This is a genomic window from Acidimicrobiia bacterium (assembly GCA_041676705.1).
In the GTDB taxonomy this organism is placed as follows: Bacteria; Actinomycetota; Acidimicrobiia; order Acidimicrobiales; family SKKL01; genus Actinomarinicola.
In genome coordinates this window covers 163,958-183,421 of the sequence record JBAYRL010000005.1, presented here as the reverse complement: position 1 = coordinate 183,421, position 19,464 = coordinate 163,958, and the positions used below count along the sequence as shown (strand labels likewise).

Below are 19,464 nucleotides of genomic sequence, written 5' to 3'. Positions count from 1 at the left end.
GAGAGCTAGGCCTCCCCACCAGTATCGGAAGCTTCGCCACGCTGACCGGCCTCAGGCGCTCGAACGCCAAAGCCAAGCTCGGCGGTCCAAGCCACTTTGCCCACATAATCGGCGCTACCACCAGGTGAGGTGGCCCGCATCCAAGCCGAGGTATTCACTTCTTCCCCAGGACGCCAATCTTCCCAAGGCAAATGCTTAGGCAGGCCTTGGTCGTCAACCACCAGTTCGGCCTTGGTGTAGATAGCGTCATCACGATTGGTGAATGAGAATTCGAAAAGCTTTGATTCGGTGATGGCTTCGGTGGGGCAAGCTTCAACGCACAGGTCGCAATGAATGCAGCGGAGATAGTTGATCTCGTAGACATAGCCGTAACGTTCGCCCGGCGAAACAGGATCATCGATGGGGTTTTCTGCCCCTCGAACATAAATGCAACGAGCCGGACAAACGCCAGCGCACAGCTCACAGCCGATGCACTTTTCCATGCCGTCTTCATAACGATTTAATACGTGGCGGCCGTGGGTGCGCGGAGCTTTTTCGCGCTTCTGCTCGGGGTATGGGGTTGTTGAACGATCTTCAAAAAGCTTCTTAAAGGTAACGGCGAATCCACCGAGGACACCCATTAGATAACCTCCTCCAGCTCGGGCTGACGTGAGGCCGACAAAGCGCTGAACAACAAGAACGCTCCCACGAACAACACGCCAAGCGACACCACCATCACCAGACCCATGTTCCAATTTTGGTCATTGCCAACCTGTAGCGCCGCCAGCAAAAGCACCCAGCCTAACGCGATGGGTATGAGCGCTTTCCAACCCAGGTCCATTAGTTGGTCATAACGCAACCGAGGCAAGGTAGCACGGGCCCACACTGCGGCGAATAGGAACATTAAGACCTTCAGCACGAACCAAACGACCGGAAGAACCGGGTGCAAGATGGAGGGACCAAAGATGGGACCAGCCGGGCCGCCCAAGAACAAGGTCACCATGATCGAAGACATGGTGATGAGGTTCATGTATTCAGCTAGATAGAAATGTCCGAACCGGATTGAGCTGTATTCGGTGTTATAACCGCCGGTCAGTTCTTGTTCCGCTTCAATCAGGTCGAAGGGGGTACGACCGAGTTCGGCCGTGGCCGCAATCAGGAAGACCACAAAGGGCACAATTCCGGTGACAATGATGTTCCAATTGGGGAAGAAACCTAGGAAACCTTCACCGGCTTGCTTGACCACAATGTCGTGGGTGGAAAGACTGCCAGAGATGAGCAGCACCGACACCAACGAGAGGGCCAACGCCGCTTCATATGAAATTGCTTGAGCAGTAGCTCTAATTCCCGATAGCAGCGGGTATTTAGAACCCGACGACCAACCTGCCAGCATTGTTCCGTATACGGCTACCGAAGACATGGCTAAGAGAAGCAAAAAGCCTATGGGTGGATCGGCCAGTTGGAAATACGTGTCGTGACCAAACCAGCTGACCACGCCACCTTTATCTTGAAAATTACCGCCGAGTGGCACAATGGCGAAGCTTATGAAGGCGGGCACCATGGCCAGCAGCGGCGCCAAAGCGAACATGAAGCGATCGGCTTTCGAGGGCACCAAGTCTTGTTTGAAAATTAGCTTGATGCCGTCGGCCAGGGTTTGTAGTAAGCCCCAAGGACCGGCCTGATTTGGACCAACCCGGTTTTGTAAGTCGGCAATGACTTTGCGCTCGAACCAGATCATCAAAATGACCGAACCAAGCATTATGCCAAAGGTAATAGCGGCTTTGAACAGCACTATTAGTACTTCGGCTAGGCCAATATCACCCGCCAGCAGTGGATCACCAAACACTTACAAGACCTCTACTCGTACATCGGTGGCCACAGAATTCGAGCTGATCAAGGTAGTGGCTCGATCTCCAGGCTGGTTTAGCAACAGCACAGCTCGACCTCGGGGAACAGTGGTTTCGGAAGTGACCGACACCACAATACTGCCAACCTCGGAACGGAGGCGTACTTGAGCACCATCCACAACCCCCAGCTTGTCGAAATCTGCTGGGTAAAGTCGCAGTTGCGCTCCAGGCAACAGACCGGCAAGGGAATGTGAGTGAGCCGTTAATGTGCCCTGATCGTACATCTTCTTCACCGTCACCAGCCGAAGCGCGTAGGCATCAATTGGTTGTGGGCTAAGCGATGGCACCGGTCCGCTAAGGGCTATGAGAGCTGGCTTCGTCGCTTCTTCCGACAGAACCCGGGCATCGCCGGTCTCATCGGCCTCGTCTGTCTCCTCGGCATCAGCTTCGGTGGTCTGAGCGGTAGGTGAACCTTCTTCGCTCGCGGCTTCTAGGGCCTCAGCGTCGCCGACGTCAATGGAATCGGTATCTGCTGAATCAGTTTCGTCAGTCGGTGTTACGACAGTTTCTACGACCTGTGGAAGTGGTACCACCACACCGTCGCTATTGGCCGCTTCAGCCAGCATTTCTGCGCTTAGGCCAGCATGAACTGGCGAAACGCTAATGATCTCATCCCAAATCTCTTCGGAAGACTCGAAACCAAGATCGGCACCGAGTTTAAAGGCCAACTCGGCCGCAACTACCCAGTCGCTTTGAGCACTTCCGGGGGCCGCCACTCGTTGGGCCACCCGGCTAACACGGCCCTCGAGATTAGTGGTGGTGCCATCGACCTCACCGAAACCGGCCGCTGGTAACACTATGTCAGCTTTGGCGGTCGATTCAGTAAGGAAACGGTCGAGCGAGATGATGGTGCGCGCCCCGGCCATGGCCCGAGCCGCTAAATCGGCGTCCGGGAAATCAGCCAACGGATCGGCACCTAGAAGAACAAGCGTGTCGATGCGGCCTTCCGCAGCGGCGTTCAGTATTCCAGTGGTGTCGAGACCAGGGGAAGCAGGAACGTTGTGCCAAGTTTGGCTTATCCAGTCTTTGCCATCCTCGAGACGAACTCGACCAGGTAGCACACCTGGAGCCAAACCCATATCGAGAGCGCCAAACACGTTTGAGCGCCACAATCCGGGCAAGAAGCGAGCTTCGGGCAGCGCCTCGTGCAGGAGGCTCACCGCTTCGGTGGTAACGCCAGCGGCTTCGGCCACAGAACCACGACCATAAACAACAGTCACCGGCCCGCCGTTTCGAATTAACTCACCAACACGGGCAATTTCTTCGCGGGACACCCCAGCGACGTCACTGTCGCTTCGGCCTTCGAGAATGGCACGAACCACTTCGGCGGTGTGCCCGGGAATTGGATGCACCGAAGCTGTTGCCAACTCGGTCAAACCAGTATCAGTCGGCGTAATTTCAATCAGGCGAGCACCATCGTTGGTGAGAGCGTGACGTAAGCGGATGTAAAGAACTGGCAACGTTTCTTTGGCGTCAGGGCCCAACACCAAAATGGTACCCCCGGGGAGGCACGCCTCATCGATAGTGGCGCGAGGTAGGCCTAGCACCACCTCGGCGGGCAGGCCGTCACCAAGTTGCGCGTCGACGTTGTCGGTGCCAATTACGCTTTTGGCGAGCTTGGCCCAAGCGTAGGCATCTTCGTTGGTGAGACGACTACCGCCGATCACCCCAATGCTGGCTGGCCCAGACTTAGAAATAGCCTCACTAATAGCGGTGGCCGCCTCGTCTAGGGCTTCGGCCCAACGCGCCGCCACGAAATTGCCTGAGCGGTCGCGCACCAGTGGAGTACGCAAACGGTCTTCATGGGAAATGTTTTCGTAGTTGAAACGGCCCTTATCACAGAGCCAACCCCAGTTCACAGGGTCAGAATCGACACCTTCGAGACGTAAAATGTTGTCGCGGGAAGTGTGCACACTCACCCGGCAGCCAACCGAGCATGTCTGGCACGTTGATTCTTCTTTGGCAATATCCCAAGGTCGGGCCTTGAACCGGTAAGGCGTGGCCGTCAGCGCCCCAACTGGGCAAATTTGCACGGTGTTGCCTGAAAAGTATGAGGCGAAGGGTTCATCGGGGAAGATGTTGATTTCGGTGAAGTTGGCCCGGCTCATGAAATGGATGAAGGCGTCACCAGCAACTTCATCAGCGAAACGGGTACAACGATCGCAATAGATGCAACGTTCACGGTCGTTTTCCACCAGCGGACTGATCGAAATTGGCTTTTCGAAGTGCCGCTTTTCTTCCACGAAACGGCTTTCGCCAGGACCGTGTGAATAAGCCTGGTCTTGCAGCGGGCATTCCCCACCCTGGTCGCAGTCGGGGCAATCGAGAGGGTGGTTGATTAGGAAGTGCTCAAGCATTCCTTCTTGCACTTGGCGAGAAAGTTCGCTTTCGGTGTCGACCACCATGCCCTCAGAAACTGGGAACATGCAAGACGGCATTAGGGCCATGCCACGGCCAGTGTCTACTTCAACAATGCACTGGCGACACTTACCTACCGGGGTCATGCGGGGGTGGTAACAAAAACGTGGAATATACGTCCCGTTTTGCTCGCAGGCATCAATGAGTTGTGTTCCAGCGGCTACTTCAACTGCTTTGCCATTGATCGTAATGTTAACCATGTCGGTCATGCCCGAACTCCAACGATGCTGACAGGAATACTGTTGAGGGTTGGCTCCGGACCATCTCCGTTCGCCGCCACCAGTGCCTCAAACTCATCAGGGAACAAAGTGAGTGCCGAGTGGATAGCGGTATAAGCCGACGGACCAACAAAACAAATGGTGGTCATCTTGAAGGGGAAAGGAGTGGCGGTGAGCCCAAGACGTTCACTCGAAGCATGAGGAAAATCGCCAGGGCAGATTGTTCCACCCACTTCGAAAAGCATTTTCAGGTCTTTGCGAGTGCCTTGACCGTTGACGATACGGGTGAGGATCCGCTCCAACCAGGTCGCACCCTCTCGACACGGCGTGCACTGACCACAAGACTCGTAGGCATAAAACCGCACCAAGGTCAGTGAAGCCGCTGGGATTTCAGTGGTTTCGTCCATGACCATGATGCCGGCCGAGCCCAACATCGAACCAGCTGCTCCAACTGGTCGCGATTCAAAGGGCATGTCGAGGTGCTCGGGCAAGAACCAGGGTGCCGACCCGCCACCAGGGACAAAGGTCTTGAGTTCATGGCCGTCGCGAATTCCTTGGGCGAAGTCTTCGCCGTAAAGGACTTCTCGGAAAGTGGTACTGCCGTTGATGATTTCGAAAACACCGGGGCGTTTCACGTGACCGGAAATTGCGATCATGCGAGTACCTGGCGAGGTTTCAGTACCAATGGCGGTGTAGGCCTCAGCACCGTTTCGAATGATCCAGGGCAGGTTTGAAAGGGTTTCGACGTTGTTGACAATGGTAGGTTTACCATAAAGACCGATGGCGGCCGGGAAGAATGGTGGCTTCAGCCGAGGTTCGCCACGGTTGCCTTCCAAACTTTCCAATAGGGCGGTTTCTTCACCCACCACGTAGGCACCAGCACCCCAGTGCAACACAATGTCGACAGAGAAATCGGTGCCCAAGATGTTCTTGCCGATGTAGCCAGCGTCATAGGCCTCGTTTAAGGCCGTGGCGACCCGTTCTTGGGCCAGCGCCATTTCTCCGCGGATGTATAGGAAAACCCGTGAAGCGCCTATGGCGTACGCCGCGATCAGGCATCCTTCAATGAGCTGATGCGGATCGTGTTGCAGCAACAGGCGGTCTTTGGCGGTGCCGGGCTCGGATTCGTCGCCGTTAACCACGATGTATCGCGGGTATACACCCTCGGGCATGAGGCCCCACTTCACACCAGCGGGGAAGCCAGCCCCACCTCGACCTAGCACGGTGGCGTTACGAATTTCGTCGTGCACCGCTGCCGGTGTCATGGCTAAGGCTTTCCGTAACGCGGCGTAGCCTTCGGTGGCTTCGAACCGAGTAAGGGTATGGGAATCTTCGTATTCAAAACGGCCAGTGACGACCTTGGGGCGGTCGCCAGCAAAGAAACCTGGAATGTGTGAATAGGTGCCTAGAGAAGCCGTCACTGCGCACCTTCCTCGGTGGTTTCATTAACGGCCATCCAGCTTTGTGGCTGGCTATCAAGCTCGGGGGCTAGGGGCCCTACCGCTCGTTCAGCCGGGATATGTTGGCGGTGTTGGGCCAAAGTCCCATGGTCGGGGAACTCGTCGCTCAAACGTCCCGCGGCCAAATCGTCTAGTAGCTGATCTAGTTCTTCCACACTGACGTGGTACCGATAGCGGTAGTTGACTTGCAGGGTAGGAGCTAGATTGCAGGCCGCCTGGCAGGCAGCACGTTCGATGGTGATTTGCCCGTCGGGCGTAGTACCGCCGGAGCGAATGCCAAGTTTAGTTTCAGCATGTTCGATCAGCTTCTCGGCACCCATCAACGCACAAGACATAGTGTCGCAAATGTTGACCACGTACCGACCAACTGGTTCGAACTTGAACATTTCATAGAACGAAGCGGTACCTAACACTTGTGCTGGCGTTACCTCAACCAACTCGGCTAGGTGCTTCATAGCATCTTCGGTGACGTAGCCATCTTGTTCCTGCGCCAGATGCAGCAGCGGAATTAGGGCTGATTTCTTACGTGGGTAACGGGAGAGGATTTCACGTGCCGTAACCAAGTTGGCGTCTGAGAGTCGGGCCATTAACGATCAACTCCCCCGAGGATGGGGTCAACAGATGAAATAATAGCGACCGCATCAGCGATGAAACGGTCCTTCATGAGGTGCGGAATAGTCTGCAAATTCACAAACGATGGTTCACGAATGTGCATGCGCATTGGTTTAGCCGAGCCGTCTGAAACTATGTAACAGCCCAGCTCACCACGAGGGGATTCTACAGCAGCGTATGCTTCGCCTTCCGGAACTTTGAAGCCCTCTGTAAAGATTTTGAAGTGGTGAATCAAAGCTTCCATTGATTCATCGATGCGGGCTCGCGGCGGCGGAGTCACCTTTTTATCTTGGACTCGATAATCACCTTTGGGCATGCCTTCGAGTACCTGGTGAACGATACGAATCGACTCGCGAATTTCAGCTAAACGAATCGCGTAACGATCAAACGAGTCGCCATGGGTACCAACGATGACATCGAAATCGATGGACTCATAATCGAGGTATGGTTCGTCGCGACGAAGATCCCAGGCGTAACCAGTGGAACGCAGCAGCGGTCCGGTAGTACCCAGCGCCAAGGCTTCTTCGGTACTGATAACGCCCACACCTTGTAAACGATTTCGCCAAATTGGCTGACCGGTGAGGAGCGTGTCGTATTCGTCGAGACGCGGTGGAATTAATTCGAGCAAACGCAACACTTCGCTGCGCCAACCGTCGGGAAGATCGGCCGCCACCCCACCAGGTCGAATGTAGGCGTGGTTCATTCGAAGGCCTGTTACTAGCTCGAAGAAACGCAAGACCTCTTCGCGCTCGCGCCAGCCATAAAGCATCATAGAAACGGCACCCAAGTCCATACCGTTGGTGGCCATGAACAACAGATGGGAGGCCATTCGGTTGAGCTCGGTCATGAGCATACGAATCCAAGTAGCTCGGGCTGGAATTTCTACACCCAGAAGCTTTTCCGTCGCCATCGAAAATGCCAGCTCGTTGAACATGGGACCGGCGTAATCCATACGAGTGACGTTGGTGGAACCCTGCACGTAGGTGAGGTCTTCGCCCGTCTTTTCCATACCGGTATGCAGATAGCCAATTACCGGCTTGGTGCGCAGAACCTGCTCACCTCGGAGTTCAATCATGAGGCGCAACACACCGTGGGTACTGGGGTGTTGTGGACCCATGTTCAAAATCATGGTGTCATCGTCGGCAACATTCTCAAGCTGGTAGGCCTGTGCTTCTGCTTCCGACATCCGCAACACAGCGCCGGAATCCCAGAGCTTCTTAATAGCAGCTGTTCGTCGCTGCGCTAATTCGGCAGCACCGTTAACATCCGTGCTTTGAATGGTGGTGTTCGTGCTCATGAGATCCGTTGCTTATCGGTGAGACGGGTCGCCCTTGAACTGCACTGGAATAGCGCCAATGCCGTAGTCCCGCCGTAATGGGTGTCCTACCCAATCTTCGGGCATCAAGATGCGTGTCATATCGGGATGATCTTCGAATGTAATTCCGAAGAGATCGTAAACTTCTCGTTCCAGGGCCTCAGTGCCAGGGTGAAGCTTGAATAGGCTGGGCACCGTCGGTTCCGTTTCACTAACTTGAACCCGCACCCGTACCCGGCGCCGCTCGAAATGGTTGATAAAGGAACTGACCACTTCAAATCGTTCGCCTTTAACATCAACCGGTAAATCTTTGCGCCCAGGGTGACGAAGATAGTCAGCAGCCGTTAAATCAATACACTGCAGGAAACCGTCATCTAAGAGTGCTTGTACTACGTCGAGGTATTGTTCCCGGCTGGGGTGAAGCACTGTTTCGCCACGGGGATGGGTTACCGGCGCTCCGTAAAGCTCTTCAGCTTTGGCTGGCTCCTCCACTAGTTCTTCAATATCTGGTTCAACCTCAGACATTGCTAGACAATCCTGCCACTGGCATGTTCTGTACTTGACCGTCGAGTTGTTCTACAACAATGCCTGCACCGGCTCCTTTTTCCGATCGGCGTCGCAGTAAACTACCCGTTTCAATTTCGTTGTGAAGCGTCAAGATCGCGTGCATCAGCGTCTCGGGGCCGGGGGGACACCCTGGCGCATAAACATCAACTGGTACGATCTGGTCAACACCTTGCACAATGGCGTAGTTGTTGAACATACCGCCGCTTGAAGCGCAGACTCCCATCGAAATCACCCATTTAGGGTCCATCATCTGGTCGTAAATTTGACGCAAGATTGGTGCCATCTTTTGCGACACCCGGCCTGCCACAATCATTACGTCGGCTTGGCGTGGTGAAGCACGGAAAACCTCCATGCCGTAACGTGCCAAGTCGAAGTGGGGGCCACCAGTGGCCATCATTTCAATGGCACAACACGCTAAACCGAACTGGGCCGGCCACGAGCTTCGTGCTCGAGACCAACGCACCACATCTTGAAGGCGGGCAGTTAAGAAGTTCTCTTCTAAACCACCGATGCCCTTATCGAGGAAACCACCGGAATTGCTCATTACGCGACCTCCTCACGACCTTCAGTCCCGACTCGGCGGATTGTACTCAGTGAAGTACGAGCAGGGTCTGTTGCCGCTGAGCGTAGCTGATCTTTCCGAGGTCCCCAATCAAGAGCACCTTTGCTGATCAGATAAACGAAAGACTCGAAGACGGCAAAGCCGAAGATACCAATAGCGACCAGGCCAAAGAGCGAAAGCCCACGGAACGTCGCGGCATAGGGGTATAGGAAGATGATCTCAATGTCGAACACCACAAAGATCATGGCCACCAAGTAAAACTGCACCGGAAAGCGATCGGGCGTAGGTTTTACCGGGGTGATGCCGCTCTCATACGGCGCGCCTTGTTGTAGGTTAGGTTTCGGCGGGTTCACTAAACGCGACATGGTCACGTTGATGATCCCAAAGAGCGCTGCCAGCGCTCCGATAACGACTAACGGAAGATATTGCCCCACTTGCCTTAAACCGCCAGCGGTTCTTTGCGAGCCCGGTTCTCGGCCTCCATCTTGTCACGGCGATGTAGAGCGTTGGCACCAATGCCGAACACGATAGTGGAGAAGATAGTGAGCGCAGCTGGCCGCAAGCGCAGATTCCCGAGGTCGCGCTCAAGAACCAACATAACGACTGGCGCATCGGGGTCAACCTCGGGACGAGGTGGAGCTTGACCCGGCTGGGTTGGCCCTTGGTCAATTACACCTTGCACTTCGACAACGGCGTAATGCTTGGGATGGGTTAGACGTAGGGTATTGCCGATCTTGTTACTAACCCGGTCAACCATCGAGTCGCTTGAACGCTTGGGCTTGCCACCGCGCTGCCAGACTTCCAAAATAATGTAGTCATCGGGCGACGTATAAGCCGGAGGATTACCACTGATCAGCTCGTCGGAAGCGACTGCTTGAAGTTCACCGAAAGCCGGGTCGCTTTCAGGTACAGGGGACCACTTCGCCAAGCTTGGATCTTCAGCAACCACTTCAATGTGTGCTGATTCAGGGCCGTTTCGAGCGATTTCGACCTCGCGCCAATGAGGGTCATTACCGACCCAACCGATGCCGTAGATCCACCACACCAGGCCCATGATGGCCATCCAGCCAAAGAGGCCCGTGATAGAGATGAGAAAACCGGTACGAGCACCGCTATTGGTTGCCACCAATAGGTACACCGAACCAACCAAAGCCACCACGCCAATGACAACGGCGAGGATTCCTCGAATGGTGGGTTCCCAGGCAATAGCCGCCAAGGTGAGCTGTATAACGCTATTCATTAGAGGCCTCGCTCGTATTCAACGACCGCTTCAATCATTTCTTCAGTGAGCGTGTTTTCGAAGGAAGGCATACGTCCCGTTCCTTGCCCGCCTACACCGTAACCAATGCCGTCTTCGGAACCCTGCGCCACGAAGTCAAAGTGGCTAGCGACTGATGGGAAACGATCAAGCAGGCCACCGCCACGCAACGAGAAGCCAGTGGTACCGCCACCGCCATCGGGGCCAGGGTCACTGTAAGACCAACCTGTGGTATGGCAGCGACCGCAAGAGTAGGTACCCGAGTCTTTACCGGAGTAGAGGCCATAGTTAAAGACTGCCTCGCCCAGTGAATCAAACTCGCCAGCCTCCAAAGAACGGTCGACCTCTTCTTGGACTTCGGCCTTCAAATCGTCGGGATCACGTTCAATAACATGGAGATAGCGAAGAATGTCATCAATTTGTTGAGTGGTCAGCGGACCACCACCAGGAGCACCCCAGGCAGCCATCGGCGTACCAGGACGGCCATAGTTCAGAATAAAGCGAAGCTCGTCGTCATCGAAACGCAAGGTCGCCGTGTTTAGGGCTGGGGCCATCCATTCAACTTGTGCTTGGAATTCGCCCTCATCGGTAAGAATGATGTGTTGACGCACGCCACCTTGACCAGCTGAGCCGTGACAGTCGGCGCAGCCCAAACCACCAGCGTCGGAACCAGCATAAAGAGCCTTACCGCGGTTGGCGAAGACCCCGTCATCGCCCTCGTTGTTTTCGATAGCGTTCGACTGCCGACCCGGTTCGGCCAACCAGTAGGTGGGCAAACCCACCGCCAGAATGGCCACGAACACAAGAGCCATCAACAAGACCCGGTCGAGAACCTTGCCTTCTAAATCTTCGTCGTCGTAGTACTGCTTGCGGTTCGGTGCCAATTCAAGCTCGGCACCAAGCTCAGGACGAGCTGAGCGGCTATTCATCCAAAAGAATGCCACTCCGGCTATGGCCAGTAGGCCAACCATTACTAGGCCGAAGGATTTTTGCGTTGAGGCAAAAATCAGCCCGAATGAGGGGTTAGTCACAATGAACCTCTCCAAGTACATGTGGACGCATCAGATACAGTGTGGGCCTTCGGCTTCTTGACCGGTGGTGTTAGTGCCGATAGGTGGTCCGGCAATAATTGCGCCGGTGTCAACTACAAAGTTGCCGCCATCAACCGACATGGCGAAGCGATCCATACCCCGAGGTGCGGGACCACCCTTCTTTTCGCCGACGCGGTTATAGGTAGAACCATGGCAAGGGCATTCGAACCACTGAGACGTGGCGCATTCAGGGACCCGGCAGCCAAGGTGAGGACAGGTTTGCCACAATGCGATAAGGCCTGCCTCCATACCGGCGAGCTCGGGTGCCGAATACGCGGCTCGAGCTTTCTCGAGTGCTGCTTCGGGATAGGCAGTCACCCACATGCGGCCTTCTGGAACGTAGAAGAAACCATTGCCGGCAACAACCGCTTGTTTGACTTCATCAACCGGACCAAGGTTGATGGCAGAACCGAAACCACCCGTGCCCGAGGGCCACAGGAACGCTACGACTGCGGTGCCAAATCCACCGAGGCCGAGGCCCATGAAACCGATAATGCTGCGGTTCAAAAACTGACGACGGGAAACCCCAACTTGTTCGACTTCTGGTGCTACCCAAGGTGTAGGCGCAGCTGGAGCGACAACCTCAACCTCAGTTGAGGGGGCCAACGCTTGGCGTTCGTATTTACGACCGCCGAGCTGTTCTTCAGAAGTGGTGCTACGGCGCGAACCTTGCTTGTCGCGCTTGCGGGTGGTGGATGAAAGCTGACCGGTGGCCAGGCCGCTGTCGCGACGTGAACCTGCGGCAATCAGACCAACGCCCGCCAGTACGACGAGAACGACTATGGCGATAATAACTATTGGACTCAACCGATGCCTCCGGTTACAGCTCGAAGAAGAGACCGTCGTTCCACGGGAACACAAAGTTGAACCCAGGACCACGGAAGAAGGAACCAATAATCGTCAAGACCGCCCAGAACATCAAGTGAACCGTCATTAGAGAAATCGCGAACTTTCGATCCTCGGGTTTATTGGACGGGTTCTTGTCGATATAGGGCGCCAAGATAAGTAAGAAGATACCCATACCAGGGATTGTCACACCCGCCACCATGGGGTGGAACATGGTTAGGAGTTCCTGTAGACCGAGGAAGTACCAAGGGGCCTTGGAAGGGTTAGGTGTTTGGTTGAGGTTGGCCAACTCAAGCAACGGGGCGTTTACAAATATCGAGAAGATAAAGATAAACGTGAGCATGGCCAGAGCCGCTACGAACTCGATCGCCAAGAGGTGAGGCCAGGTGTGCACCTTGTCGGTCGGCTTGGCCTTAACATCTTGAATTGAGCCAGACTTAACAACGGTTAAGAGACGCTGAGTATGACCGCCTGGGCCAGTACCTACCGGACCAGCAGGCGCCGCAGGTACGGCTGCACCAGCAGCTGCCGCAACTGGCGCCGGTGCCGTGGCCACACCACCGCCACTTTGGCGATCTTTTGCAGCACGACTGCGCTCTAACAAATGGGCTGGGATGCGGCTATCACCGGCAGGTGCCGCCGCAGCCGCGGGAGCTTCAGCGGCCGGTGCCGCATCTCCTCCACCAGCTTTTTTAGCTTCGGCCTTCGCGCGTGCTTCTTCAGCTCGCTTGCGAAGGTGTTCGGGAATCTCCGTCATGAGTTCCTCTCTCGGCTTCGACCTATAAGGGGCCGGAGATGCCTCCGTCCTTTCGTACTCGCCAGAAATGGATTGCCATAAATATGACAATCACGAACGGCAGCATCAGCACGTGTAATACGTACCAACGAATTAATGTGTCAGAGCCGATCTCAGATCCACCCAGCAACACAAATCGCACCTCGCTACCGAACACCGGGGTATACCCCATCATGTTGGTTCCCACGGTTACCGCCCAGAGGGCCAATTGGTCCCACGGAAGCAAGTAGCCGGTAAAGGAAAGCAGCAGGGTAAGGGTGAGCAGGATTACACCAATCACCCAGTTGAACTCACGGGGAGGCTTATAAGCCCCATGATAAAAGACTCGTGCCATGTGCAAGAAGACCGACATCACCATCAGGTGAGCGCCCCATCTGTGCATGTTTCGTACCAACAAACCAAAAGTCACCGAGGTTTGCAGCGCGTACATGTCGCTCCAAGCCTGGGCGGCTTCGGGGCGGTAGAAGAACATCAAGAAGATGCCCGTTACCGTGAGCAGAATGAACAGGAAAAAGCTCAATCCACCCAAGCACAAAGTGTAGCTAACCTTCACTGCGTGCCGCTTCACCTTCACGGGATGAAGGTGATACAGCACGCTGTTCATGATCACATAAGAACGGTTACGGGGACTATCGGTGTAGCCCTTACGAAAAATGGAGCCCGGCCGGAAGATTGAACTCCAAGCCTGAGAGCCTTGGACCTTGTCGGTCAGCTCGCTCATTTTGTCTTGCATCGAGGTGGCCACTAGGCGATTACTCCCTCACTAATCCAGTCTTATTCAACCCAACCGCATCCCATAGCCATAACCATGGGCGTTGTCGCGTTGATGTAGATCGCCATTCGGGTCTGGGTCTCCGACCTTCCCCATGATGATTACGCCAGTGGGGCAACGATCAACGCACAATGCACAACGAGTGCACACGTCGTCATCAATGGTGAACATTGCATGATCACTAGGGTCAAGACCGGGTGCTTCAGTGCCGATAGCTTCGGCTACTGAGGAGGTCTTCACCAAGTGGATGCACTTCCACGGGCAAATATCGACACAGCCTTCGCACAGAATGCACTCGGACTGGTCAATGTGAATGAACTGCTTCGGCTTTACAGCCGCTGACAGCCAGGCCGCGTCGACCTCCTGAAGGACATAGTCGTCACGGAACTCCGGCATTGGCGGGTTGGCTTCGGTACGGGCCATATCACGCTCCCTTCACTAAGGGACGACCGTAGCGTGAGGTTTCGACCTCTGAAACCTTCTTGGAGCCACGTTTTTGCCACATAACCCAAAGTGCCACGTTGGCCACCAACATCACGCCATAAAGGCCCACCGCAATAATGTCGCGAATGACCATGTAGGAGATCTCTACGGGTAGAGCATCAATGATTCCACCCGGTCCAGAGATAAGACGATCGGCCCGCCAGTTCCATTCGTTGTCAGCCAACATCAGCCACTGGTGGGGCACAATTCCGTAGGCCCAAAAGAACAAGAAAAAGACGTAGACCGAAGCCACCATCGCTTCACCCCAAGTCAATGGTGTACCTACTGGGCGACGCTTCATCATCGGGAATATGGCGGCCGTCACGACCAGCATTACCAAGATTGAAGCAATAAATGCGACCATCGAGTAGGCACCTCCTCGTGAATTCTCTCACAACCCCACTGAATGCGGGGAAAGCTAGCTAGGTCCAAAAATGTCTAGCACGATTAGCTGAGCTGTGGCACATTTAGCACGAATCAGATTCCGATTTCTGTCACCCGCAACAATCAAACTACGTCTTGGCTTGGCTTAGAGCGCTAGATTCCGCGTAGAGTGACGAATTATCCAACGCAGTTGTAATAGCGTGTGTTGGCGTTCATCTTTCGCGGAGGACCTTCTTGACTGAGATTCCTGAGCACCTGCTTCAGCGCTCACGTGACCGACGCGCCGCCCTCGGTCTTGGGGGAGGCGGTGAGGCAACCCCGGCCGCCCCAGCAGCGGCACCGGCAGCCGCGCCTGCAGGCCAGGCCGTCGCAGCCACCGCAGCAGCACCGGCAGCCGCACCAAAGGCTTCCGCGGCCGAGCCGGTTGTAAAGCCACCCGAGCCCGACCCCCATTACGTCGAGGCCTCGAAACGTCGTGGACGTATTCCAGTTTGGGCTATGCCAGTTATTGCGGGCTTGTTCTTTTGGGTTCCTGTATATATCGGCACCTTGGAACTACCGCCCCAAGAAGGCAACCCAGTAGTCGACGGGGAACAAATCTTCGCAGCCACCTGTGCTGGCTGTCATCCGGGTGGTAACGCCGGGGCCGGTCGCCAACTCAACAACGGCGAAGTTGTTAAAACATTCCCTGACTGGCGTGACCAAGTTGAGTTCATTGAGCTAGGCACCAACGCCTTTGACGGTGAGGTCTACGGTGACCCCGACCGTGAAGGTGGAGCGCACGAAGGTCGTAGCTTTGGTTTCATGCCTCCGCAGTCAGTAGCCCATGGTGGCGGCCTAACCCGCCTGGAAATTCTGCAAGTGACCCTGTACGAGCGCAGTGGTTTCGTAGGTGGCGAACCGCTTGAGGACTCGGAGCTCTTGGCCTACCTAGAAGCACTAGCCGAAAGCGGTGAAGAGCTTCCCGAAGAAGGCGACCTGCCCGATCTCTTAGGCACTGGCGAATAGGCCTTAGCAAACGACCGTCTGAAGTTTTAGCCAAAACTTAAACGCCCGGGTGATGCTTAAACGCCACCCGGGCGTTGTTATTTGTGCATGGCAATTTGGCCAATCAGCATCAACCGAACGACCCAATTAGTTTTTAGGATTCGCCCAATAGGTCGGAACGACGCCGGTAGAAGGAAAGAATCTGTAGTTCGACCGCCAGATCTACCTTCCGAACCAACACGTTGTTTTCAACGTTAATCAGAGCTGGTGAGAAATTTAAGATCGAACCAATACCGGCAGCCATCATTCGATCGGCCACCATTTGGGCCGACGCAGCAGGGGTAGCGATAATTCCGATGGCGATGCCCTTGTCGTTTACCAGCTCGGGTAAACGGTCGAGGTGGTTGACCACAACCCCCGCCACCGAGGTGCCCACTTTGGCGCTATCAACATCGACTAAGGCACCTACCGGAAAACCTCGATCGGTAAAGCCACCGTAGTTGGCCAGAGCTTGTCCAAGGTTACCAACGCCCGCAATCACAACGGGCCAGTCTTGGGTTAAGCCAAGTTCACGACTCACTTCATAAAGCAGTGATTCGACTTCATAACCCACGCCCCTGGTCCCAAAAGAGCCCAAGTACGAAAGATCTTTGCGAACCTTGGCAGCATTAACTCCGGCTAGCTCGGCTAGATCACCCGAAGAAATTGTTGGCACCCGTTCTTCAGCCAAGCTGATTAAACACCGAAGATAAACCGGTAGACGGGCTACGGTAGCCTCTGGGATTCTCCGCTTCTGGTCCACCATAAGAGGCAAGTTAGTTGGTTGGTGCAATTTTTCACAAAGTACACAGCGCTAATAAACCTTCTAGATCAACGGTTTACTTATGGATCCAGTGATTTTGGCGGATGGAATCAGCCGATCGTTCCCATCGGGAAGAGCACTCGATAGTTTGAGTCTTCAGGTAAACCGGGGAGAAGTACTAGCGTTGCTGGGCCCCAACGGCGCTGGGAAAACGACCACGGTGCGAATTTTGAATGGCGTGCTGGCCCCAGATTCGGGCGAGGCACTAGTACTAGGGTTGAACCCACTTCGTGAAGGAGACGAGCTTCGGCGACGTACCGGGGTACTCACCGAAAATGCTGGATTAGACGATCGCCTAAGCGCCCGTGAAAACCTCGAATTCGTAGCTAGGGTGCGCGGCTTCACGAAAGCAGCAGCGGGGCTTAAGGCCGCCGAAGCCCTGGAACGCTTTGGTTTAGCTGACCGCGCTGACTTCCCTGTCCAAGGGGCCTCAACCGGTCAACGAAAGCGTTTAGCTCTGGCACGGGCACTGATCCACGATCCTGAAGTTTTGTTCTTAGACGAGCCGACATCTGGGCTTGACCCGGCCGCTACCCGAGAGGTGATGGCCCTGATCTCGTCTCTCGCTCAACAAGATGGCCGTACGGTGATTTTGTGTACGCATTTCTTGGGTGAAGCAGGCCGACTGGCGGACCGCATGGCGGTTCTCTACAAAGGCCAACTTCAAGCCATCGGACGGCCCCAAGATTTAGCTAGTGAGATGTGGCCCGGCATTCCCGCACGCATTGAGCTATCGCGCCCCGCAGACGCTCGTGTGCTTGGCATTGTGCGCCGTGTAGAGGGAGTTTTAGAGGCGCTGTCTACGGATGAGGGGCTTCGGATTGAAAGCACCCACCATGATGTCTTGTCCCAGGTAATTGCGGCCCTGTTACGCGCCAAGATTATGGTCTACGCCGCGATCCCCGACCCCTATAGCTTGGAAGACGTTTATTTCGCCATTGAAGCTCAAGCTATCGCCAATGAAACCTTGCCCGAGAGTGAACAACCAATAAAGGTTTCGACAGCCGCTCATCACGACCGCCAGGTGGGAACGACATGACCTTCACACCCCGACACCGAAGGTATACACCACAACAGACCGGTGTTCCCCGCCCCAACTGGAATGCCATCCGAGCGGTCATCCACAAAGACAACCTGGCCATACGACGTTCGAAGGCTGTCATGATTCCAATGCTGGTGGTACCCACCATATTGTTGGTGGTCGTTCCATTTCTCATAGGCCTTACGGCGCGCGGTAAGGATGCTGGGGTTGAGAGCATGCTGCGGGCACTGCCTTCAAACCTCACTGCGCCCATAACGTCATTGCCCGAAGCCCAACAGTTGCTAGTGCTGATTAACGGTTATCTTCTAGCGCCGCTGTTTCTGATTGTGCCGCTAATGGTGTCCTCGGTGTTGGCCGCCGACGCGTTCGCCGGGGAAAAAGAACGTCGCACCATGGAAGCCCTCCTACATTTACCAATCTCGAACCGTGACCTTTTCATCGCCAAGCTTTTGGGGGCCTTCATACCAGCCGTTGCGATCTCTTGGATTGGCTTTGTGGTCTTTGCGGTCGTTACTAATGCCGTGGGCTGGAGTGTGATGCATCGCATCTTCATTCCCACCAAGTTGTGGACCGTGGTGATTCTGTGGGTAGCACCCGCGGTGGCGATGCTTGGCTTGGGCGTGATGGTACGGGTCTCGGCACGAACTCGAACCACTCAGGAAGCCAACCAGCTGGGCGGAGCAGTGGTGTTACCGTTGATCTTTTTAGCGGTTGGCCAATCGACCGGGCTGATGCTTTTAGATCTGCCCGTGGCCTTGGCGATTGGCGCGGTGATTTGGGCGGTGGCGTTATGGCTTGTCGTTCGAGGGGCTCGCCTATTCACCCGAGACAAGATTGCTACTCAGGTTTAACCAGCGCTGTACTGCCATTTCGTTAACACCGGTTGGGCCAAAACCCCCGCAAGTTAGCGGTTTCAGCGACCTGGGTACCGAGGCGCAAGACTTAACGAGCTAAAAAGAACAGCTGCAGAACCGCGGCGCTAAGTAATGCCACCAACAACAAGGCCAGAATTAGTACCGTACCCGGTCGCATTAGGCGCCAAACCCCCGCAGCTCAACCTTTACACTCGGAGCGCTGTGACTAGGGTTAGCCTCATCGAAGGCTTCTATTCGGACAGCGTCAGAATCGCCCAAGCCCAAGTCGGCGGCCGCCGAAGCTTGATCGAGCACTAATGCGATCAAGCCATAGGAATCCACTAGGAATCCAAGTCGGCCGGTGGTCAGTTCACTAAAGGTTGAGACCTTATAGGCGCTGCGTTCGATATCGCCCACGACCACTCGAATGGCCTCGCCGTGGGCTTCCAAATCTTCCGGGCCCAAGTTCAACTGAACGTTGCCATATTGGTCAATCCAAAGCACTTCTGCTTCAAGCCCACCGTTTTCTTCCCGAGGCAGAGGAATAAGACTAGGTGTCAGCAAGTTTGGATCGAGCTCGGGGCCAAATTCTTCCAGCGGCACTCCCGAGGACAAATAAGCGGCCACCGGAGCGAAGATGTCGCGGCCAGCAAAAGTTGGTCCAGGAGCTTCGAAATGATATTCGGTGTTGGTTAGTTCTACGGCTCGACTGGCACCGCCAACCATGGCCACAGCCGGGGCTAGGAGGCCGTTGTCGGGGCCCACCAGTATTGATGTGCCGTTCCCAACCTCAACCGCCACCGCTCGACGTTTGCCACCAACTCCAGGATCAACAACGCCAAGCACAATGCCCGGCGCCAGGTATTGGGCAGCACGTGCCAAGGCCAACGAGGCCGCACGAACGTCGAAAGGGGTGATCTCGTGGGTGACGTCAATAACCCCAGCACTCGGAGCAATTTGGCGTATGACCGAATGCACTACACCCACAAACTCGTCGCGGGTGCCGTAGTCCGACAGAAATGAGATGGTTTGGTAGCGCTCGTCCATGTCT

General features: G+C 55.2%; 20 protein-coding genes and 1 pseudogene. 3 read left to right on the top strand and 18 right to left on the bottom strand.

Annotation, left to right across the window (positions count from 1 at the left end):
* Positions 1 to 5: 5 nt before the first annotated feature.
* From nuoI to WC184_09580, 16 genes are read right to left on the bottom strand one after another with little or no spacing between them, the layout of a single operon-like run.
* Positions 6 to 620: an NADH-quinone oxidoreductase subunit NuoI gene (gene nuoI, locus WC184_09655; protein ID MFA7478141.1), complete on the bottom strand. Its 615-nt coding sequence runs from the start codon at positions 618 to 620 to the stop codon at positions 6 to 8.
* Positions 620 to 1,825, bottom strand: a complete 1,206-nt coding sequence (nuoH, locus tag WC184_09650) for an NADH-quinone oxidoreductase subunit NuoH (protein MFA7478140.1) — start codon at positions 1,823 to 1,825, stop codon at positions 620 to 622. The genes nuoI and nuoH overlap by 1 nt, the downstream gene beginning before the upstream one ends.
* Positions 1,826 to 4,513: an NADH-quinone oxidoreductase subunit NuoG gene (gene nuoG / locus WC184_09645; GenBank protein ID MFA7478139.1), complete on the bottom strand. Its 2,688-nt coding sequence runs from the start codon at positions 4,511 to 4,513 to the stop codon at positions 1,826 to 1,828.
* The gene (gene nuoF, locus WC184_09640) at positions 4,510 to 5,943 is read right to left on the bottom strand and encodes an NADH-quinone oxidoreductase subunit NuoF (protein MFA7478138.1); all 1,434 of its coding nucleotides are present in this window, start codon (positions 5,941 to 5,943) and stop codon (positions 4,510 to 4,512) included. The genes nuoG and nuoF overlap by 4 nt, the downstream gene beginning before the upstream one ends.
* A complete protein-coding gene (locus tag WC184_09635) occupies positions 5,940 to 6,569 on the bottom strand; it encodes an NAD(P)H-dependent oxidoreductase subunit E (protein MFA7478137.1) in 630 nt (209 codons plus the stop codon). The genes nuoF and WC184_09635 overlap by 4 nt, the downstream gene beginning before the upstream one ends.
* A complete protein-coding gene (locus tag WC184_09630; GenBank protein MFA7478136.1) occupies positions 6,569 to 7,891 on the bottom strand; it encodes an NADH-quinone oxidoreductase subunit D in 1,323 nt (440 codons plus the stop codon). Before WC184_09630 ends, WC184_09635 begins: the two co-directional genes overlap by 1 nt.
* Before the next feature lie 12 nt (positions 7,892 to 7,903).
* A complete protein-coding gene (locus WC184_09625) occupies positions 7,904 to 8,434 on the bottom strand; it encodes an NADH-quinone oxidoreductase subunit C (protein MFA7478135.1) in 531 nt (176 codons plus the stop codon).
* On the bottom strand, positions 8,427 to 9,020 hold the full coding sequence (locus WC184_09620; GenBank protein ID MFA7478134.1) for an NADH-quinone oxidoreductase subunit B family protein: 594 nt from the start codon (positions 9,018 to 9,020) through the stop codon (positions 8,427 to 8,429). Before WC184_09620 ends, WC184_09625 begins: the two co-directional genes overlap by 8 nt.
* The gene (gene ndhC, locus WC184_09615) at positions 9,020 to 9,472 is read right to left on the bottom strand and encodes an NADH-quinone oxidoreductase subunit A (protein MFA7478133.1); all 453 of its coding nucleotides are present in this window, start codon (positions 9,470 to 9,472) and stop codon (positions 9,020 to 9,022) included. Before ndhC ends, WC184_09620 begins: the two co-directional genes overlap by 1 nt.
* Positions 9,473 to 9,477: 5 nt before the next feature.
* Complete coding sequence (locus tag WC184_09610) at positions 9,478 to 10,278, bottom strand: hypothetical protein (protein MFA7478132.1); 801 nt, start codon at positions 10,276 to 10,278, stop codon at positions 9,478 to 9,480.
* Positions 10,278 to 11,327, bottom strand: a complete 1,050-nt coding sequence (locus tag WC184_09605; protein ID MFA7478131.1) for a c-type cytochrome — start codon at positions 11,325 to 11,327, stop codon at positions 10,278 to 10,280. The genes WC184_09610 and WC184_09605 overlap by 1 nt, the downstream gene beginning before the upstream one ends.
* A gap of 30 nt (positions 11,328 to 11,357) precedes the next feature.
* On the bottom strand, positions 11,358 to 12,194 hold the full coding sequence (locus tag WC184_09600) for a Rieske 2Fe-2S domain-containing protein (GenBank protein ID MFA7478130.1): 837 nt from the start codon (positions 12,192 to 12,194) through the stop codon (positions 11,358 to 11,360).
* Positions 12,195 to 12,207: 13 nt separating this feature from the next.
* Positions 12,208 to 12,990: a menaquinol-cytochrome c reductase cytochrome b subunit gene (locus tag WC184_09595; protein ID MFA7478129.1), complete on the bottom strand. Its 783-nt coding sequence runs from the start codon at positions 12,988 to 12,990 to the stop codon at positions 12,208 to 12,210.
* A gap of 22 nt (positions 12,991 to 13,012) precedes the next feature.
* On the bottom strand, positions 13,013 to 13,762 hold the full coding sequence (extP, locus tag WC184_09590; protein MFA7478128.1) for a selenite/tellurite reduction operon b-type cytochrome ExtP: 750 nt from the start codon (positions 13,760 to 13,762) through the stop codon (positions 13,013 to 13,015).
* A 45-nt stretch (positions 13,763 to 13,807) separates the two neighbouring features.
* On the bottom strand, positions 13,808 to 14,224 hold the full coding sequence (locus tag WC184_09585; protein MFA7478127.1) for a 4Fe-4S binding protein: 417 nt from the start codon (positions 14,222 to 14,224) through the stop codon (positions 13,808 to 13,810).
* Position 14,225: 1 nt separating this feature from the next.
* Entirely contained in the window at positions 14,226 to 14,648 is a 423-nt protein-coding gene (locus tag WC184_09580; GenBank protein MFA7478126.1) for a hypothetical protein, read from the bottom strand.
* Positions 14,649 to 14,902: 254 nt separating this feature from the next.
* On the opposite strand from WC184_09580, the gene WC184_09575 reads away from it, so the two are divergent.
* A complete protein-coding gene (locus WC184_09575) occupies positions 14,903 to 15,676 on the top strand; it encodes a cytochrome c (protein MFA7478125.1) in 774 nt (257 codons plus the stop codon).
* 157 nt (positions 15,677 to 15,833) lie between these two features.
* Here WC184_09575 and WC184_09570 read toward each other — a convergent pair.
* Positions 15,834 to 16,460 (bottom strand): annotated as a pseudogene (locus WC184_09570) (redox-sensing transcriptional repressor Rex).
* A 79-nt stretch (positions 16,461 to 16,539) separates the two neighbouring features.
* On the opposite strand from WC184_09570, the gene WC184_09565 reads away from it, so the two are divergent.
* Complete coding sequence (locus WC184_09565) at positions 16,540 to 17,556, top strand: ABC transporter ATP-binding protein (protein ID MFA7478124.1); 1,017 nt, start codon at positions 16,540 to 16,542, stop codon at positions 17,554 to 17,556.
* Positions 17,553 to 18,410 (top strand): ABC transporter permease subunit, encoded by an 858-nt coding sequence (locus WC184_09560; GenBank protein MFA7478123.1) that lies wholly within the window; start codon positions 17,553 to 17,555, stop codon positions 18,408 to 18,410. Before WC184_09565 ends, WC184_09560 begins: the two co-directional genes overlap by 4 nt.
* 180 nt (positions 18,411 to 18,590) lie before the next feature.
* Here WC184_09560 and WC184_09555 read toward each other — a convergent pair whose 3' ends face one another.
* Positions 18,591 to 19,460: an SAM-dependent chlorinase/fluorinase gene (locus tag WC184_09555; GenBank protein MFA7478122.1), complete on the bottom strand. Its 870-nt coding sequence runs from the start codon at positions 19,458 to 19,460 to the stop codon at positions 18,591 to 18,593.
* Positions 19,461 to 19,464 lie beyond the last annotated feature (4 nt).

Bases quoted from the DNA above. Each gene is read 5' to 3' on its own strand.
- nuoI (MFA7478141.1), bottom strand. From the start codon at position 620: ATGGGTGTCCTCGGTGGATTCGCCGTTACCTTTAAGAAGCTTTTTGAA.
- nuoG (MFA7478139.1), bottom strand. From the start codon at position 4,513: ATGACCGACATGGTTAACATTACGATCAATGGCAAAGCAGTTGAAGTA.
- WC184_09635 (MFA7478137.1), bottom strand. From the start codon at position 6,569: ATGGCCCGACTCTCAGACGCCAACTTGGTTACGGCACGTGAAATCCTC.
- WC184_09630 (MFA7478136.1), bottom strand. From the start codon at position 7,891: ATGAGCACGAACACCACCATTCAAAGCACGGATGTTAACGGTGCTGCC.
- WC184_09625 (MFA7478135.1), bottom strand. From the start codon at position 8,434: ATGTCTGAGGTTGAACCAGATATTGAAGAACTAGTGGAGGAGCCAGCC.
- WC184_09620 (MFA7478134.1), bottom strand. From the start codon at position 9,020: ATGAGCAATTCCGGTGGTTTCCTCGATAAGGGCATCGGTGGTTTAGAA.
- WC184_09610 (MFA7478132.1), bottom strand. From the start codon at position 10,278: ATGAATAGCGTTATACAGCTCACCTTGGCGGCTATTGCCTGGGAACCC.
- WC184_09595 (MFA7478129.1), bottom strand. From the start codon at position 12,990: ATGACGGAGATTCCCGAACACCTTCGCAAGCGAGCTGAAGAAGCACGC.
- extP (MFA7478128.1), bottom strand. From the start codon at position 13,762: ATGCAAGACAAAATGAGCGAGCTGACCGACAAGGTCCAAGGCTCTCAG.
- WC184_09585 (MFA7478127.1), bottom strand. From the start codon at position 14,224: ATGGCCCGTACCGAAGCCAACCCGCCAATGCCGGAGTTCCGTGACGAC.
- WC184_09580 (MFA7478126.1), bottom strand. From the start codon at position 14,648: ATGGTCGCATTTATTGCTTCAATCTTGGTAATGCTGGTCGTGACGGCC.
- WC184_09565 (MFA7478124.1), top strand. From the start codon at position 16,540: ATGGATCCAGTGATTTTGGCGGATGGAATCAGCCGATCGTTCCCATCG.
- WC184_09560 (MFA7478123.1), top strand. From the start codon at position 17,553: ATGACCTTCACACCCCGACACCGAAGGTATACACCACAACAGACCGGT.
- WC184_09555 (MFA7478122.1), bottom strand. From the start codon at position 19,460: ATGGACGAGCGCTACCAAACCATCTCATTTCTGTCGGACTACGGCACC.